Annotated in this window: 18 protein-coding genes and 2 pseudogenes; 12 read left to right on the top strand and 8 right to left on the bottom strand. The window is 67.7% G+C overall.

From position 1 onward, the window contains the following. Window positions 1-220 precede the first annotated feature (220 nt). The gene (locus tag AB0H62_RS31165) at window positions 221-496 is read left to right on the top strand and encodes a hypothetical protein (protein ID WP_360589978.1); all 276 of its coding nucleotides are present in this window, start codon (window positions 221-223) and stop codon (window positions 494-496) included. A gap of 393 nt (window positions 497-889) precedes the next feature. On the opposite strand, the gene AB0H62_RS31160 is transcribed toward AB0H62_RS31165, so the two are convergent. Further along, entirely contained in the window at window positions 890-2014 is a 1125-nt protein-coding gene (locus AB0H62_RS31160) for an NAD(P)H-binding protein (RefSeq protein WP_255637900.1), read from the bottom strand. On the opposite strand from AB0H62_RS31160, the gene AB0H62_RS31155 reads away from it, so the two are divergent. Further along, window positions 1913-2809: an AraC family transcriptional regulator gene (locus AB0H62_RS31155; RefSeq protein ID WP_360589976.1), complete on the top strand. Its 897-nt coding sequence runs from the start codon at window positions 1913-1915 to the stop codon at window positions 2807-2809. The genes AB0H62_RS31160 and AB0H62_RS31155 overlap by 102 nt on opposite strands. On the opposite strand, the gene AB0H62_RS31150 is transcribed toward AB0H62_RS31155, so the two are convergent. Both AB0H62_RS31150 and AB0H62_RS31145 read right to left on the bottom strand, forming a co-directional pair. Continuing rightward, window positions 2785-3786, bottom strand: a complete 1002-nt coding sequence (locus AB0H62_RS31150) for an RNA polymerase subunit sigma-70 (protein WP_255637902.1) — start codon at window positions 3784-3786, stop codon at window positions 2785-2787. The two genes, AB0H62_RS31155 and AB0H62_RS31150, sit on opposite strands and share 25 nt — an antisense overlap. Before the next feature lie 5 nt (window positions 3787-3791). Continuing rightward, complete coding sequence (locus AB0H62_RS31145) at window positions 3792-4352, bottom strand: dihydrofolate reductase family protein (protein WP_255637903.1); 561 nt, start codon at window positions 4350-4352, stop codon at window positions 3792-3794. Here AB0H62_RS31145 and AB0H62_RS31140 point away from each other — a divergent pair. Then, window positions 4351-4857, top strand: coding sequence for a LysR substrate-binding domain-containing protein (locus AB0H62_RS31140; RefSeq protein WP_360589974.1), 507 nt, complete (start codon window positions 4351-4353; stop codon window positions 4855-4857). The genes AB0H62_RS31145 and AB0H62_RS31140 overlap by 2 nt on opposite strands. On the opposite strand, the gene AB0H62_RS31135 is transcribed toward AB0H62_RS31140, so the two are convergent. Then, window positions 4799-5503 carry an acetate uptake transporter gene (locus AB0H62_RS31135; RefSeq protein WP_220239887.1) on the bottom strand — a complete coding sequence of 235 codons (705 nt, stop codon included), beginning with the start codon at window positions 5501-5503 and terminating at the stop codon, window positions 4799-4801. The genes AB0H62_RS31140 and AB0H62_RS31135 overlap by 59 nt on opposite strands. Before the next feature lie 70 nt (window positions 5504-5573). Further along, the gene (locus AB0H62_RS31130) at window positions 5574-6590 is read right to left on the bottom strand and encodes an alpha/beta fold hydrolase (RefSeq protein ID WP_255637904.1); all 1017 of its coding nucleotides are present in this window, start codon (window positions 6588-6590) and stop codon (window positions 5574-5576) included. 835 nt (window positions 6591-7425) lie between these two features. Here AB0H62_RS31130 and AB0H62_RS31125 point away from each other — a divergent pair. Further along, window positions 7426-7743, top strand: a complete 318-nt coding sequence (locus tag AB0H62_RS31125; RefSeq protein ID WP_255637905.1) for a hypothetical protein — start codon at window positions 7426-7428, stop codon at window positions 7741-7743. Window positions 7744-7963: 220 nt separating this feature from the next. Continuing rightward, window positions 7964-8116: pseudogene (locus tag AB0H62_RS31120) on the top strand (hypothetical protein); the annotation flags it as partial. Window positions 8117-8368: 252 nt separating this feature from the next. Here AB0H62_RS31120 and AB0H62_RS31115 read toward each other — a convergent pair. Beyond that, window positions 8369-8584 carry a hypothetical protein gene (locus tag AB0H62_RS31115; RefSeq protein ID WP_255638881.1) on the bottom strand — a complete coding sequence of 72 codons (216 nt, stop codon included), beginning with the start codon at window positions 8582-8584 and terminating at the stop codon, window positions 8369-8371. Between the two features lie 260 nt (window positions 8585-8844). Here AB0H62_RS31115 and AB0H62_RS31110 point away from each other — a divergent pair, with 260 nt between their 5' ends. Beyond that, window positions 8845-9012 carry a hypothetical protein gene (locus AB0H62_RS31110; protein WP_360589971.1) on the top strand — a complete coding sequence of 56 codons (168 nt, stop codon included), beginning with the start codon at window positions 8845-8847 and terminating at the stop codon, window positions 9010-9012. A gap of 95 nt (window positions 9013-9107) precedes the next feature. After that, window positions 9108-9839: a hypothetical protein gene (locus AB0H62_RS31105; protein ID WP_220239889.1), complete on the top strand. Its 732-nt coding sequence runs from the start codon at window positions 9108-9110 to the stop codon at window positions 9837-9839. A 174-nt stretch (window positions 9840-10013) separates the two neighbouring features. On the opposite strand, the gene AB0H62_RS31100 is transcribed toward AB0H62_RS31105, so the two are convergent. Beyond that, window positions 10014-10199 carry a hypothetical protein gene (locus AB0H62_RS31100; protein ID WP_220239890.1) on the bottom strand — a complete coding sequence of 62 codons (186 nt, stop codon included), beginning with the start codon at window positions 10197-10199 and terminating at the stop codon, window positions 10014-10016. A gap of 235 nt (window positions 10200-10434) precedes the next feature. Here AB0H62_RS31100 and AB0H62_RS31095 point away from each other — a divergent pair, with 235 nt between their 5' ends. Together AB0H62_RS31095 and AB0H62_RS31090 are read left to right on the top strand one after the other, a co-directional pair. Then, window positions 10435-10791, top strand: coding sequence for a YciI family protein (locus AB0H62_RS31095; RefSeq protein ID WP_220239891.1), 357 nt, complete (start codon window positions 10435-10437; stop codon window positions 10789-10791). 16 nt (window positions 10792-10807) lie between these two features. Then, window positions 10808-12064 (top strand): DUF6596 domain-containing protein, encoded by a 1257-nt coding sequence (locus AB0H62_RS31090; RefSeq protein ID WP_220239892.1) that lies wholly within the window; start codon window positions 10808-10810, stop codon window positions 12062-12064. 886 nt (window positions 12065-12950) lie between these two features. Here the strand turns inward: AB0H62_RS31090 and AB0H62_RS31085 are convergent. Further along, window positions 12951-13193, bottom strand: a complete 243-nt coding sequence (locus AB0H62_RS31085) for a hypothetical protein (RefSeq protein ID WP_220239893.1) — start codon at window positions 13191-13193, stop codon at window positions 12951-12953. Window positions 13194-13334: 141 nt separating this feature from the next. Here AB0H62_RS31085 and AB0H62_RS31080 point away from each other — a divergent pair. The 3 genes and pseudogenes from AB0H62_RS31080 to AB0H62_RS31070 all read left to right on the top strand — a co-directional run. Beyond that, window positions 13335-13673 (top strand): annotated as a pseudogene (locus AB0H62_RS31080) (hypothetical protein); the annotation flags it as partial. After that, the gene (locus tag AB0H62_RS31075) at window positions 13666-14976 is read left to right on the top strand and encodes a hypothetical protein (protein ID WP_360589968.1); all 1311 of its coding nucleotides are present in this window, start codon (window positions 13666-13668) and stop codon (window positions 14974-14976) included. The pseudogene AB0H62_RS31080 and the gene AB0H62_RS31075, both read left to right, overlap by 8 nt. After that, entirely contained in the window at window positions 14931-15785 is an 855-nt protein-coding gene (locus AB0H62_RS31070; protein ID WP_360589966.1) for a hypothetical protein, read from the top strand. Before AB0H62_RS31075 ends, AB0H62_RS31070 begins: the two co-directional genes overlap by 46 nt. The last annotated feature ends 311 nt before the right edge of the window (window positions 15786-16096 follow it).

Genomic DNA, 16096 nt, shown 5'->3' with positions numbered 1-16096 from the left:
CCTGGTTGCCCAGCCGTAGATGTCGGCATCGATCATCACCGCATCTACTTCCCCATAGGTAACTCCGACCGACTGCCAGTTCTGCGGGGTGCGTCGTCGTGGCGGTCGCACCCCGGCGACCGGGACGTAGGGGCGGGAACGTGGTACTGCGGGAGGTTGCCCGTGACCTTCGGCAGGTCACGTCGACCGGCCGCCGAGGTGCTGGTGGAAGTTTCGTGCTGTGGCCAAGCTGCTGAAGATCACGGTGGAGGAGCTCGACGAGCTGTTGCACGACGTCGTCGAGGTAGGCGTCTCGAAATCTGGAAAGTCTGCCTCCGAGCCGAGCGCCGGCGGGTTGGTCCCCGTTATGGTCGAAGGACAGGCGGTGTGGCTGCCGGTCGACCCCGGCGTGTTCGCCGAGTCCAAGGCTGGTGCCTGTTTCGGCGGCGGAGGCGGCGTACGTACGGTCGCGCGGGTGGCAAGCGTTCGAACAGGAGCTCACCAAGCACGATCCTGATCTCATGGACCCGGGTCGTCCCGAGCTGTTTCTCGCCTGAGTGCTTCAGGATTGGCCGTTGTGACGTGGGCACCGGTCGTGCCGCTCGGCAGTGAACCCCGCTATCGGCCAACGGCATCAAGATCATGCTTCGCCGACGCGGGTGAGCATCGCCTCTTCGTTCGCCGGCTCGCGGACCTCCCTTTCGCGGCAGCGCATCGACAACAGGTAACGCGCTACGGTGACCTTCTCCTCACGACGGGGCGGGTTCCTCCCGCATCGACCGCCTCGACCGGACAATCGTTGGCTGACAGTGTCCCGGCTACTTCCCGCAGCGACGCGCGGGACAAGCCCGAATCGGCCCCGCGCCCGCCGGGCACGTGCGCACTGTCTTCGCTACCAAACCTGCACTGGTCAGGCGATCGACGTTGAGGGCGCAGGAGACGTCGCGGCGAAAACCTCCCGCGCGTAGGCATCCAGAGTGCGCGGAGCGTGGCCGGTCAGCCGCCGCACATCGTCGGTGACGCCGTCGAAGACGTCGGCGCGCACGAAGACGAACAGATCCATCATGTGGTCGACCCACGCGTTCGGACGACCCGAGCGGGCGAAATGCGCCCGGTGCGCCTCGAGGTCGGCGTCGACGTGACGGATGGCCCGCCCTGACGCGCTGGACAGCGTGTCGGCCACTTCCGCGAACGTCAGGGACTGAGGGCCGGTGAGGTCGTAGCCGTGGCCGTGATGGCCGTCGGTCGTCAGGACCGCGACGGCCGAGTCGGCGACGTCGCGGGTGTCGACGAAACCCGCGCGATGGCCTCCGCTTCCCGCGTAGAGCTCGGCGTCGTCGCGGATCGCCCTGGCGTACACCGCGTCGTCCTCGTCGAAGTTCTGCATGAGCCAGTTGGGGCGCAGGATCGTCCAGTTCCGGCCCGACTCCCGCACCACGTGCTCGACTCGCGCGCGGGGAGCGGCCTCCGGTGCCTTGTCGACCCCGAAGGCGGACATGAGGACCACGTGATCCGCCTGCGGGGCGGCGGCGATGAGACGCGCGAACAACGAGGCCGCGTTGTCGAGGACGTCGAGACCCTTCAGGAACAGGGCGTCGGCGCCGGCAACGGAATCCGCCCACGTGGACTCGTCGGCCCAGTCGAACAGGACCGGGGTGACACTCGCCGTGGGTGCGCCCGGATGCCGGGACGCCGCCCGCACCGAAACGCCCGATGCAGCGAGCGCAGCCGCAACGCGCTTGCCCGCCTTACCCGTTGCGCCTTCAACCCATACCGTCTTCATCGTCATCTCCAGTTCGCGATCAATGAACACTGACGCCAGATTATGACGATCCCAAGAGACAGAAAATGATTGATGGTCGTGTTTCTTTGTCTCATCGTCTCGCAGTTGTAGACTTCCGGCATGGACGTGCTGGCCGACATCCTGACGGCGATGCGAGCGGGTCGGCCGGTCGCCGCTCTCACCGAGGTCCACGCACCGTGGGGTCTGCGCTTCGATCAGGTCCTGGGTGCCGCGTTCCACGTTGTACTGCAAGGCAGTTGTCAGCTGGCTCCCCTGGACGGGGCCGCGTTTGCGGAGGTTCAGCTGGGGCCTGGGGATGTGGTGCTGCTCGGCCGGGGTACTCCGCACGCGATCGTCTCCGCACCGGGCGCGGACCTCACTCCGTTCGCTCCCGTTCGTGACACGCCGGGCGGATCGTTCGGGCGGTTCGTGCTGCCCGGGCCCGGGGCTCGGTCGACGATCGTGTGCGGCGCGTACAAGCTGGTCCGCCGCCGTCCTCATCCGCTGCTGCGGGATCTGCCGGAGGTTGTCCACCTGCCTGCCGCTCCCGGACGTGATCCGGGTCTGCGGGCAATGGTGGACCTGCTCGGCGCCGAGCTGTACGAGGCGCCGCCCGGGGCGGCCGCCGTGGCACCGTCGCTTGTGGACGCTCTGCTGGTGTATCTGCTCCGCGCGTGGATGGCCGGCTCCGAAAACACTGCAACGAGTTGGTCGGCCGCGTTGACCGACGCCGTGATGTCCCGGGTGCTGGCGGCCATGCACGCCGAGCCCAGCCGAGCGTGGACGGTGGAGCAGCTCGCCGCGGTCGCCGGGCTTTCGCGCGCGGCTTTCGCGCGCAGATTCGCCTCCGTGGTGGGCGAACCGCCGTTGACGTACCTCACGCGCTGGCGGATGACCACCGCGGCTCAGCTGTTGCGCACCACCGACAAGACGCTGGCGCAGGTCGCGTCCGCCATCGGGTACAGCTCTCCGTTCGCCTTCGCCAAAGCGTTCCGGCGAGAGTACGCGACCACCCCCGGCAGTTACCGGGCCGACGCCGCCGGATGACTGCTTTCCCGTACGGCGCAACTGCCATCGTGCGTGAACTGCACCTGGTCAGGGTCGTCGGGAAAGCCCGCCGCGCCGACCAGTTCCGGGTCGAGGAAGGTCGTGATCGACGCCAGGTGCGTGGTGTCCGCGGTCAGCACGGCCAACCCGAAGGGCCGGAAGGGCTCGTCGGTCCGCTCCCGGTAGTAGGCCACGGCGGCCGGCTGGTCGTTCGCGACGGTCGGGTACATCCGGTACAGCCCGGGCGCGGTGAGCACGTGCTCGGCCAGGAACGGAACGCACGAGCGTTTCCCGGACAGGGACAACCCGGACGGAACCACCTCGAGGGTGGCGTCGTCGCGCAGCAGGCGGGTCAGGGCCTCGACGTCGGCGGTTTCGAAGGCGGCGATGTAGGAGTTCAGGACGTCGCGCGCCGCGGGCGAGTCCGGCTCGGCGAAGTTCTCCGGCGTCGGCGTCAGTTCGTCGAGCCGGGCGCGTGCGCGTTGGAGGGCGCTTTTGACTGCGGGCACGCTCGTGTCGAGCACCTGGGCGATCTCGGTGGCCGGCATGGCCAGCACTTCGCGCAGCAGGAACGCCGCGCGTTGCCGCGGCGGCAGGTACTGCGCGCTGGCGACCAGGGCGAGCCGCAGCATCCTGCGTTGTTCGGCCACCTGGGCCGGGTCACCGAGCCACGGCGTGACCCAGAGGACCTCGGCCGTGGCCAACGGGACGTCCGGGTCCTCACCCGGGGCGCCGAGTCCGGCCGGCAGTACTCGGCGGCCCCGCCCTTGCAGCGCCGTCAGGCACACGTTCGTGGCGATCCGGTACAGCCAGGTACGCACCGACGCGCGTTCTTCGAAGGAGGCGCGGCTGCGCCACGCTCGCAGGTAGGTCTCCTGCACCAGGTCCTCGGCCTCGTGCGCCGAACCCGTCATCCGGTAGCACAAGGCGACCAGCTCCGGCCGGTACTCCTGGAGATCGTCCCATGTCTGCGGCATGTCCGTCATCCTCGTCGTGGCCGGTAGTGCAAGGACACCAGTCCCGGATCGGCGCCCGGGCCCGCGCTGAGCATCTCCCAGGCGCTCGGCGCGTCGCCGGGGTCGGAAAAAGAGGCGCCGTCGGGGACGATCACGGGCACGACGGTCACCGCCAGCTCGTCGACCAGCCCGGCCGCGGTGAGCGTCCGCCCGAACCGGCCGTGCCCGTAGACGATCAAGTCCCCGCCCGGTTCGCGCTTCATCGCGGCGACGGTTTCGGTGATCTCGGTGTCGAGCACGGTGGTATTGGTCCAGTGCGGATCTCGCAGGGTCGAGGAGAACACGTACTTCGGCATGGCGTTGAGGTGGGCGGCGTAGTCGCCGGGGGTGTCCGGCCACTGCCGGGAGAAGTCGTCGTAGGTCCGCCGGCCCATCAGCATCGCCGAGCAGCCGCGCAACGCCGCCAGCGACGCCGTCGCGCTGCCCGGGCCGAAGTAGGGCCCGGCCCATGCCATCGGTTTGCTGATCACGCCATTGAGCGAAACCAGAGTGCTGAGCACCAGGCGTCGCGAAGAGAGCGTCGTCATGGGTGGTTGGACCCGGCCGGGTCTGAAAAGGAATCGGTCCGGCCCCGGTTCCTTCGCGGATCGAGTGGGTTACTCGACAAGAACACACGAAGGTCCGATCCCCGACGCTCTGAGGGCGCGTCTCGGCCTCGACGCCGAACCGATGCGCCACCGCGCAGGCAGCACGCTCAGCGTGCTCGAGCTCGTCGCCGCGAGGGTCGGTATCGCGCTGGTCCCGGATCGGGCCGACCGGATCGCGTTACCCAGTGTCGTCTACCGCCCACTGTCCGGACTGGGGGCGAAGGCCGAATTCTCCGTCGTCCAACGCGCCGACGAGACGAACCCGGCCGTCGTCGCCTTCCTCGAGAACGCCCGGCGACGGTCCGGCGGCACCCGGCCGCCGGGGAAATCTCGGCGGCGCTCGGCACCGGCCCACCGGAGGGCTCCAGTTGCCGCGCGCGGTCCACTCAGGCCGAGTGCGCCGTCCGCCTGGCCGGCCAGATCGGCAGCAGGCCCCGTCCGCTGACGTCGTTGAGGACGATGGCTGAGCACAGGTAGAACGCGACGAAGGAGTCGAGGAGGCCGACCCAGCCGCCGGCCTTGGTCAGCGCGATCGCGGTGGCTCCCGATCCGATGAGGTTGGCGAGGCCCAGCAGCACGTAGACCACGACCAGCAACACGAACGCGGTGAACGCGGGTGCGTTGACCACCCGTGCCCCCACGGCGAGCATCGCGGTGAACAACGCCCACACGATCAGGTAAGCGCCGAACATGCGGGCGAAGTTCGCTGCTCCCGCCGTGTCGGTGATCATCGGTGCGTAGAACTGCACGATCAGCGCCGTGGTGAACAGGAAGCAGGCATACGCCGAACAGAACGTCGCACCGAACAGGTTGTTGCCGCGGAACTCCCAGATCCCGCCGACGAGCATGGCGAGCGCGCCAGTGCCCATCGCGACGGGAACGAACAGCGTAGCCGTCCGCTGGTCCACGACACCTGTGTTGGCCAACGACAGAATCGTCAATGAGAATCCGAACCCCGCCAGCGCCAGGGGCACCCCGCTGGCTGTGGGGGCGAAGGCGGTCGTGGCGGGCTCACCCGCACGCGGCGGCGGCACTTGCGGAGCGGCTCCCGGAGGAGCGGTTCGTTGTGCGTATTCTGCGCTGCTGGTCATGATGCTCCCTCCAGGCTGCGCAGGAATGCTCCGACACGGACCGGGTGGAACCGCGTCGAGGCCAGGCGGATCAAACTTCCGTGGCGAGCAGTTCCTTGAGGCCGTTGTCGATGAACCGGGTGTCCTCCGGGTTGAGGCCGCCACCGGCGAAATGTCCCCACGCTCCCGGGATGACGCGCAGTTCCGCCCGGTGCATGTGCTTGACTTCCCACTCGTTGTCCTCGGGCGGGAAGTACAGGTCCTGCTGCGCAGGCATCACGATCGCGGGCGCCCGGATCGCGCCGAGCGCGTCCTCGACGCTGCGCATTCCCGGCGTGTTGCCGATGTCGGCGTGCTGCCAGGTCCACAGCATGGTCAGGAGGTTGTTCGCGTCGCGCTTGAGGAACAGGCCCTCCCAGAAGGCCACGAGGAAGTCTTCCAGGGACGCGTAGCCCAGTGGCTCGCGCTCGTAGATCGTCTCCCGGTAGAACTGCTGGCAGAAGCCCCAGCCGGCGTAGACCCGCGCCATGGCGCGGAGCCCGATGTCGGGTTGCTTGTCGTACCGGCCGCCGTTGTAGGCCGCGTCCGCGGTAAGCGCCGCCCTGACCCCTTCCAGGAACACGAAGTTGTGCAGGCTGGTCTTCGCCGATCCGCAGAATGGCAGGATCCGCTTGACCATGTCGGGGAAGCTGACCGCCCACTGGTAGGTCTGCCCGGCGCCCATCGACCAGCCGGTGACCAACTCCAGTGTCCCGATGCCGAAGCGCTCGGTCACCAGCCGGTGCTGGAACTGGACGTTGTCATACATGGTCACCCGGGGAAACGACGCGCGGTCATGCGGCGCGGGCGTGTTGCTCGGCGACGATGACAACCCGTTGCCCAGCATATTCGGAATGATGATGAAGTATCTCGCCGGATCGAGCGCCATCCCCTCGCCGATCAGCCATTCATTGTCGTAATGCTGCCCGGAGTACCACGTTGGGTAAACGATCGCATTGCTCTTGTCACCGTTGAGCTCGCCGTATGTCTTGTACGCGAGCTTGGCATCGCTGAGCGTGGCGCCTTCTTGTAACCTGACGGTACCAAGGTCGAACATTTCGTAATCCACGAGAGCCTCCTTGCCGGCTTCTCCGGCTGCGCGCTCCTCGTGGTCCACGATACGCCGCCACCGGGTAGGCGGTGCGGGCCAGTTGAACTGTATCGCGCCAGTTCCCGCCCCGGTCGACCGGCGCTGGTACCGGTGGGATTCTCGATGTTCAAGTTGTGCACGTCGAGCAGTTCGCGGTCCGTCCGCGACGGACTTCGACCGTCCCCAGGACCCAGAGCGACGACCTGTCACTCTGGGTCTTGTTCGAGCTCACCAGGTGCCTCCACGCCGGTGCCGCTCAAGCCTTCGGCCCCGTTGAGACGGGCCTCGCTCTTCGCCACGCGTTCGGCCGTTCGAGTGCAGGTCTTGCAGCAGGCGCAGTGGCCCGTGACCCTCCCGATCGGGCGTGGGCGGTAGTAAGCAGCCGCCGCCGCGGGGGACCGCACGTGCCTGGATGTAGCCCTCACTAAAGGGGGTGGTGTCGGGGGCGATCCGATAGTCGCATATCAGCGCCATGTCCACCTGGCTTCGAAAGCGGGCCACGGACGGCGGCGGTCAAGGGCTTGCTGAGATCCCCACCGGCGCAGAACGCTGTCCCGGTGGCGCGCAGCACTGCCATGCGGATGGCGCGTAGGTCGTCGAGCGATCGCGCGATCGTTGATCTGTTCAGGGCGGTGCTCGCTCGTGTGTCGTCATTGGTCAATCTTTGCGCGGTTTCGGTTTGGGACCGGCGGAAGGAGAGGTAGTGGGCGGGTTGACTGGTGCGGGGTTTGCAGGGGCTGTGGCTGCTCGGCGTGGTGTGGCACGTACGTCCGAGCGGGAGCCAGGCGGTGTGCGTTTTGCGTTTTACGGGCGGATGTCGACCAGCGAGTTCCAAGACCCGCGGACGTCTCGTGCGTGGCAGCGCGCGGTGGCGGATGAGTTGGTCGAGGGTGTCGGCGAGGTCGTGGTCGAGTTCTTCGATGAGAGCCGGTCGCGGCGGTGGTCGTGGCCGGACCGTCCGGCTGCGTCTGAGTTGTTGGCGGTTGCGGAGAGCCGGGATCGTGCGTTTGATGCTGTGGTGGTGGGTGAGTACGAGCGGGCTTTCCACGGTGACCAGTTCCGGGAAGTGGTCGCTCGGCTGGATGCGGTGGGTGTGCAGGTGTGGTTGCCTGAGGCTGGCGGCCCGGTGTAGCTGGGCAGTCCTGTTTATCGAGGGTTGATGACGCTGCTGGGCGCTCAGGCGCAGCGTGAGGTCGTGCGGACTCGGTACCGTGTCATGGCAGCGATGCGTGCGCAGACACGGTTGCAGGGGCGTTTTCTTGGCGGTCATCCTCCTTATGGGTATCGGTTGGCTGACGGCGGGCCTCATCCGAACATGATCCACGCGCGATGGGGTCGGCGTTTGCACAGACTTGAGCCGGACCCGGAGACCTCGCAGCGGGTGCGATGGATGTTCGCCGAGCGCGCCTGCGGGCCGGTCGATCGCGTCGTTGGCGCGGGAGTTGAATGAGCGTGGTGTTCCGTGCCCGTCGAGCGCGGATCCGGCGAGGAACTCCCACCGGTCGGGGGCGCGGTGGATTGTTCGCACCGTCGGGATGATCTTGGAGAACCCGAGGTACACCCGACCCCCGGTATCGCCGGTAGTTGATCACGTTGTCGCGGTGCAGGTGATTGCGGCGTCGCAACCTGAGCGGTTTGCCCGACCACCGGGGCCCAAGCCGAGCCAGGTCCGTCGGCACGTGCCGGCCGGACGTTCATCGAAGGTCGAGCTAACCCGAGGCAGGCGCTGTCATCCCGGACCATCGGGATGGGCGAGGTCATGGGCACGGGAGACCTTCTGCGGGACCACCATCCACCACGAGCTTGTGAGCCTCGGCAGGATCCAGCGCAGCAAGCTCGACGTGCACCCAGTTGAACCGCATATCCGACTTCGACGGCAGCCAGAACTTCCCCGGCTCACCGGTGACCAACGCGGCGCGCTCCTCTTTCGGGAACGCGAACCCCATCACCGTCTCGTCCAGGAAACGCGACATCCACGATCTGCTTGACCCGGAACCTCAACCGGCCCCGCACGTACCCCGGATAAGAACGCTCAAGCTCCGAACCCAGAGCATGAACATCCTCGATCACCGCCAGGACGCACCTCTCCACCCCAAGGCAAAAGATGCCAGGCCGCGAACAGCGCGCGGGATGCCGGTTGCCCTGATTCGTCCCAACACCAGGGCGCCCTCGACCAGCAGACGCAGCCAGATGCCCCCACTCGACGCCGGCGTGGCCCTCATTCTTCCCGCCGGTGGCCGGCGCCGTGATCCTGCCCGTCGCGCTGGCAAGCTTTCTGGCACAGTGTTCGGCCGGTGGATCGGCGACGAAGACGCCACACTGGGAGCTGCTGGCCGCCCCTCTACTGAACTCGATACTCGGGGTCGTGTTTCCCGCCCTGGGCGGCAGCCAGGCGGCGTGAGTGCAGGTACTTGACGCGGTGGGGGTGCGGTGGGTCTCTGGGAGTGGCTGGCTGAGGTAGCCACGTGGTTGGGCCAGTCAGGTCCGGACATCGCGGTGAACTTGATCGCGGCATGCATCGGCGGTATCGCCGTATGGGTGACCGGTCGGACGCGGCGGCAGGCGCGACGGTGGCGTGCCCGACGTTTCTGGAAGAACATGGGCGACCGCGGCGTCACGGTCGTTGTCGGTGTGCACGAGCGAAACCAGCTGTACGTGTGGGAGCGATCCGGGTTGATCGGCCTCGGTGACGCAGAGGCCATGGCCTCGGTTGAGGAACAGTTGCGGTCGTTCGGTTTCGATTCGACGGTGAGGCCGACGGGCGACATGCCGAGTTCGGAGTTGCGCCGCGATCTGGTACTGGTCGGCGGTCCTGACGGCAACAGGGTAACTGCTCAGATGATTCCGCGCCTCAGGCCGGCGTTGACGTTCGGGTTCCCGCGTTGGACTTCGCATGAAGTGGCGGTGGCGGATAGCGCGACAGGCCACGAGTACTACCCGGAGTATGACGACGATGGAAGTCTTGCCGCCGACTACGGCGTGGTGGTCCGGGCATCGAATCCCTTGGCCGATGACGGCACGGAGATCGTGATCCTGGCGGGTTGCTGGGGCAACGGCACTGCCGCCGCGGCGGATTCGTTGCGTGGCATGGCTGTCCATCGCCATGGAGTCTCCACCCGCCGTTCGTTCGAGGCGCTCGTGAAAGTAGCCGTCGTGAACGGGCGCAACCACGTCATCACTGTGGTCGACGTGCGCGCCCTTCAACATGCTGATATCAGCGCTGTGTGAACAAGCGCGAAGCTATACAGACTGGACGGCGGCCAGGTGACGTCGGTGCGACCGTCGTCCGGGCAGCTGCTCCGTGGTCCGAGCAGGCCCATCACGGCGTCGGCGGTGTGGAGCGCCGACGGCGTGCCAAACACGAGGTGTGTCAGCCAGAACACGGGGTTGGACCACTCCGCATTATTCGGCGGACTCGATAACGGCCCTGGTCAGCACTCGCAGGCCAACGCACGAGTGCGTGGCGATCGCGAGCGCGGCCATCACGCAGACGAACACGACCGTGGCCACTGTCAGGCCCGACGCGGAAGCAAGCAAGCCTGCGGCAATCGGACCGAGCCACTGAATCGAAGTCGACGCGACGCTCATCGAGCTCTGCACCCGTCCAATCAACTCGTTCCGGGATGATCTCCATCTCGTAAATCGCGAAGACGACGTTGAGGGGCGAGAGGAGGAACATCATCACGGCAACGAGCGCACCGGGCTGCGGTCTCGCACCGTTAAAATCGATCGCGAGAGCGGCGGAGCATCGATTCGTGGCTGGTTCGTTCGTCGTAGAGGCAGACGGGCCGAACGGAGGCCCCGAACCGATGGGATGCGTGAGATGGCGAAGTACCTGCTCCTCATCTATGGGGACGACCAGATCTGGGAAGCGGGCTCCCCGCAGGAGAGGGCGGAGGTCGAAGCGGGACATGCCGCGTTCAACGCCGCGGCCGGCGCCGCAGTCCTCTCCGGCCACGAGCTTCTGCCGACGGCGACCGCGACGAGCCTGCGCGGCAGCGTGAGTGGCCGACCGACGCCGACCGACGGACCGTTCCTCGAGTCCAAGGAAGCGCTCGGCGGCTACTACGTGGTGGAGGCACCCGACCTGGACGCCGCGGTCAAACTCGCCGAACGGCTTCCCGAGCTCAGGGTCGCGCACAGCGGGGTCGAGATCCGGCCGATCAACGAGCCGGGCTAGACCGGTTCGGCGCGCCTTGACCGGGAACGTCGACGTCACGGAGGCGGTCGCGCAGGCGCACCGTCGCGAGTGGGCCAGAGTGCTCGCCGCGACGGTGCGTGTCGTGCGCGATCTCGACCTTGCCGAGGAGTGTGTCCAGGACGCGTACACCCAGGCTCTGCGGAAGTGGACGGTGAGCGGAGTGCCGGCCCGGCCGGGCGCGTGGCTGACCAGTGTCGCGCGCAACCGGGCGAAGGACCTGCTGCGGCGGGAGTCGGTCCTGCGCTCGGCGTTGCCGTTGCTTGTCACGGACGACGTTGTGACCGGGCCGGAGGACGGGGCCGACCCGCAAGCCGTCGGCGACGACCGGTTGCGGCTCATTTTCACCTGCTGCCACCCGACCCTGTCCCGCGATGCCCAGGTGGCGCTGACCCTGCGACTGGTGTGCGGGCTGTCCACGACCGAAGTGGCTCGGGCCTTCTTGGTGCAGGACGCAGCGATGGCGGCGCGGATCACGCGGGCGAAGAGGAAGATCAGCGGTGCTCGGATCCCCTACCGGATGCCCGACCCCGGTGACCTTCCCCGACGTGTGGACTCCGTTCTCGACGTCGTGCACCTCGTCTTCACGACTGGCCACGTCACGCCGGTCGGCAACCAGCTCGTACGGCGAGACCTCGTCGACGGTGCCCTCCACCTCGCCCGCACCCTGCACCAGCTGCTGCCCCGCAACACCGATGTCGCCGGCCTGCTGGCGTTGCTGCTGCTCACCGACGCCCGCCGGGACACCAGGATCTCCGAGGACGGGGAGCTGGTCCTGCTCGCCGACCAGGACCGGCGACGGTGGGATGCGCGGCAGATCGAGGAGGGCACCGCCCTGCTGACCCAGTCGTTGCGGCGCGCGGGGCCGACGAGGTACTCGGTCCAGGCCGCGATCGCCGCGGTGCACGCGGAGGCGGCGACCTGGAAGGACACCGACTGGGTGGAGATAGTCGGGCTGTACGAGGTGCTGAGCCGCTTGTGGCCGTCCGCGGTCGTCGACCTCAACTGGGCCATCGCCGTCGGATTCCGGGACGGTCCGGAGGCCGGCCTCGCCGCACTCGCGCCCCTGCTGGACGAACCGGCTCTGGCCACCCACGCCTACCTGAGCGCGGCCCGCGCCGACTTCCTTCGCCGCCTCGGCCGGTGGCCGGAAGCGGACCTGTCCTACGAGGAGGCCCTGAGGATGACCGACAACGAGGTGGAACGCGCCTTCCTGCTCAGACGGCGCGAAGAAGTCGCGCGCCATCTCGACTGATCCAGTGAGCGTCGCGGGCTCAGTGTTCGGCACACCTGCACACACGTGGTGGTGCCAGCCTCGGGAACTGGGGGAGTCGACACGTTCCCGCTATGAAGTGGCCCACTAGCCAGCCGCGGGTGCCGGCAGAGTCTTCGTTGGCGTTGCCAGAGGTCCAGCCGCCTGACCTGACCCGGTTACTCATTCCGTCACTCCTGTGCATGTATCGGTCGACGCCAGCCCACCGCTAGTTGTCGTGACAAGCTGGTCCGACCCGCAGTTTGATCCCGGACATGAACGGCCACAACTTGAGTTGCCAGCCGGACGACGAAGAGCCGCTCCGGACCTAGTGAGCGCTGACGGAAGCTTGCGACGCAGCGGCTGAGATCCGCCGTCACATGCCTTCGTGGGAGCCTGTCACGCCGTCTCATATGGTGTGACAGCAAAAGGTGTCGATGATCAGAGGTAATACGCCTGTGACGGCTGTGACGACTGCCGTGAGCGCCGTCATGGTGGGCCGTAACGACCTTCGCCGGCTGGTGTTCGAGGCCTCGCGGGTGGCCGTCACCTGCTCGGTGTGGCTTGGGGACTTGAGGGTGCTCCGTAGAAGCTCGGCGGCGGCGCAGGTGATCCGTCCGAGCGCAGAGACGTGTTCGGCGAGCCGGTCGTAACCAAGGTGCGTCAAGCGGAGGTCCGCGCTGTGCCCCCGCAGGTATCCCGCCGCCTTCAGGCACTCGACGTGCAGCCTGAAAGGTCGTTCGGTGAGCTGCAGCGCGCTCCCGCACGGCGGCCTCTCCGCGCCACTTTCCGTCGGCGAGCACGCATGCGATCAGCAGCCGGACCGGTATGTGTAGGAGTGGGTCAAGTTCCCGCTGAAACGCCGGCACTGAGGCCTGTACAGGTCTCGTCACGACTCGACCGTTGGTAGTTCGCTGTTCGTGCGCGGCGAGCGCCGCAGGCAGAGCACGCAAGGCATGCCGACCGGTCGTTCCAGCAACTCCAGTTCGTGCGGGCCGAATGTGGCGTCGCAGTACGCGGTCAAGCGGTCCGGCATTGTGGCGTCCGCAGGCAGCGGGAACAGGTGGACGACGCGACGAGTCTCTCCGACCGTGCCGGGCAGCGGGCGAGCGATGATCATCCGTACGGTCATCGCTCGCTCCGGAGGGTGTGGAGTCCGGCGGAGGCGGGTGCGGTCGGGACGCGACCCGCCTCCGCCGGAGCTTGGTTGCCGGCGGCGCGCGTCGGTTGGAGCGCGCGCTCCGCGGGCCGCTGTGTGGCCCGGACCTGCGGGAACACCTGGACGTCGTTCGCGGCCGGCGAGCCTGCGTCGATCGTCCTGCACTCCGTCCCGCCGATCGTCGTATTCGTCGCGGTCGAGGCGATCACCGATCTTCGGGACAAGCTGACCGACGCGGTGCTTGTCGCTGCTGCACGTCAAGCCGTTCACGAAGGCGAGCCCGTGAACTCGGGGCGCAGGGTGCTGTTCGCGGACTACCTCGCGATTGCTCGGGAGAGCTGGACGCCGGACGTCGAGATCACGCCGGCATGGGTGCGGCGGGCAACCGGCTGCTCGCGCGGGTTGTCACCGCGATTGGCGCGGGCGTTGCGCGCGGAGGTGGCCGATGGCTGACTCGCTGCCGATCAAGGCGGAGCGCACGTCGGACCCCTCCATCGGAGAGGTCGTGCACGTCGGACCCGTGCTGGAAGGCGAGCTGATCGACGACTCCCTTCCGCAGCCTCGACAACGGAAGTTGCGACGCGGGTTCGCTCGGCGGTGGAAGCACGCACAGAGGGCCGAGCCGGTTACTCGAGCACGGTCGGTGGTCCTGTACCGGGTGCGGAAAGCCCCGCAGGATGTTGCAAGGCTGGTGTGGTTCGTGCTGCGCGGCAACTGGCGGTGGCTGGTCAAGTTCTGGACCTGGGCGACCTACGCCGACCTGCGCGCGGATGCCCGGCGCGCCCGGCTCACCGGTGACATCGAAGCACGACGCACCGCGCAGGAGCTGATCCGGTCGGACGCTACGGCGAGGTGGGCGAAAGCTGGGATTGTCTTGCGCAGGCTCGCGATCACCGCGCGAACCGTCGCTCCCGTCGTGGCCATTCTGTGGACGGTTGACGAGTTCATGAACCGTGAGGACATGTGGCCGTGGCTCGCGGAGTTCTATGCCGAACTGGAGGTGCTCTGGTCGGGTGTGGCCCGGGTCGCGCCCCTGGCGCTGTGCGCCGTTCCGGCGGTGTGGGCACTGGCGGCGGCTTTCGAGGGCCGCGACCGTGATCCCGGCGCCACCTGGCTGGTCCACCCGGAACGGCAGGACGCCGCCTCGTGGGTCGACGAGCGGATGGTCTCCAAGGCGTTGGCACACCTGGGAATCAGCGCGCTCACCCGATTCTTCAAGGAAGGTGGCGAACTCGCCTACATCGTCGCCGCGCGAAAGGATGGCGACGGCACCTACGTCCAGGTTCGGCTCCCCCTCGGGGTCACCGCGGACATGGTGACCGCACAACGTCCCAAGCTGGCCGCCAACCTGGGGCGGGCAACGCTGGAGACGTGGCCCACCACGGGCGAAGAGGATGGCATCCTGGACCTGTGGATCGCCGACAAGGGTGCGCTCAACGGCGGCGCGGGCGTCTGGCCCCTACTGCCCGCGGGCCGGGTTGACCTGTTCAACGGTGTCCCCTTTGGACTGACCCAGCGCGGCCGGATCATCAACGCGCCGCTGATCGGTGTCAACTGGCTGATCGGCGGCCGGCCGGGGCAGGGCAAGTCGTCGGCCCTGCGAACGTTGTTGCTGGGCGCGGCACTCGACCCCACCGCCGAGCTATGGGCGTTCATCATGGGCGAGTCGCCCGACTTCGCGCCGTTCACGCCCCGGCTGTCCGCTACCGCATGGGCCTGGACGACGCGGTCGCCGAGGCCACTCTGCGGGCCCTGACCGACCTGCTGACCGAGATGGAGCGCCGGGGAAAGGTCCTTGGCCGGCGGCCCGGCAGCCCGCCCAAGGTGTCGCGGAAGCTCGCCGATGACCGTAGCCTCGGGCTCCACCCCCTGGTCTGCGCGATCGACGAATGCCACGAGCTGTTCCAGCACCCTGAATACGGCCCGGCAGCCGCAGAGACGGCGGTGAAGCTGATCAAGCGGGGGCGCAAGTACGGCATCGTTGTGCTGCTGGCCACACAGTCCCCTACCAGGCACAGCATCCCTCGGGAGATCACCCGGAACGTCTCGTGCAGCGTCGCGTTCTCCGTCGCCGACCAGATCGCCAACGACGGGTTGCTCGGCTCCGGGAAGTACCGGGCCGGCATCCGGGCCACGGAACTGCGCCCGAACGTCGACCGCGGAACCTGCGTCGCCGTCGGTGTCACGGACGCCGCGTTCGAGCTGATCCGCACCTTCTACATACCGTTCGAAGATGGGATCGACCAGGTATCACCGGTCGTCACGCGCGCGGTGGAGGCGGTAGCCGAAGACGGCAGAGAGATCGCCGCTGCCGAGCGTGAAGCAGCTTCGATCGACCACCTCGCCGACGTCGCCCAAGTCCTGCGTGGCGAGCCGCGGATGCGTACACAGGAGGTGCTCTCGCGGCTCGCCGACCACAACCCCGCCGATTACGACGGTTGGACACCCAGCCGGCTCGCCGGCGCCCTGGCCGAGCACGGCGTCCGCCCCGCCAAGTCGCACGGGTTGATGGTCATCCGCAGCGACGACGTCGCTCAGGCGCTCGCCGCCCGCGACTCTGAGTAACACGGGAGACGGGGAACTTTCTGGGGGAGGCACGCGGCTGTCGGGGAGGTTCCGGCAGCTGATATTCCCCCGCTTGACCTGCTGAAACGTTGCGATGGGGAAGGACGGTGAAGGATCGCGCGTGCAGCTAGAAAGGCGCCAAACGAGTCGATGCGACCTTGGCTGGCCCTTCCCCTTCCCCGGCAACAGTGGCTACTCCCGGTTACTGGACACCTTGACGCCCACACCGGGATCGCATCGCTCCGGGCGGCAAGGTGACCTCGCCCGGGAGCCTTCGCCGGGAAGTCTCAAACCGAACGTGCCTTCAGGAG

The organism is Amycolatopsis sp. NPDC050768, assembly GCF_040654155.1.
GTDB lineage: Bacteria > Actinomycetota > Actinomycetes > Mycobacteriales > Pseudonocardiaceae > Amycolatopsis.
This window is presented reverse-complemented; position numbering and strand designations above follow the sequence as displayed.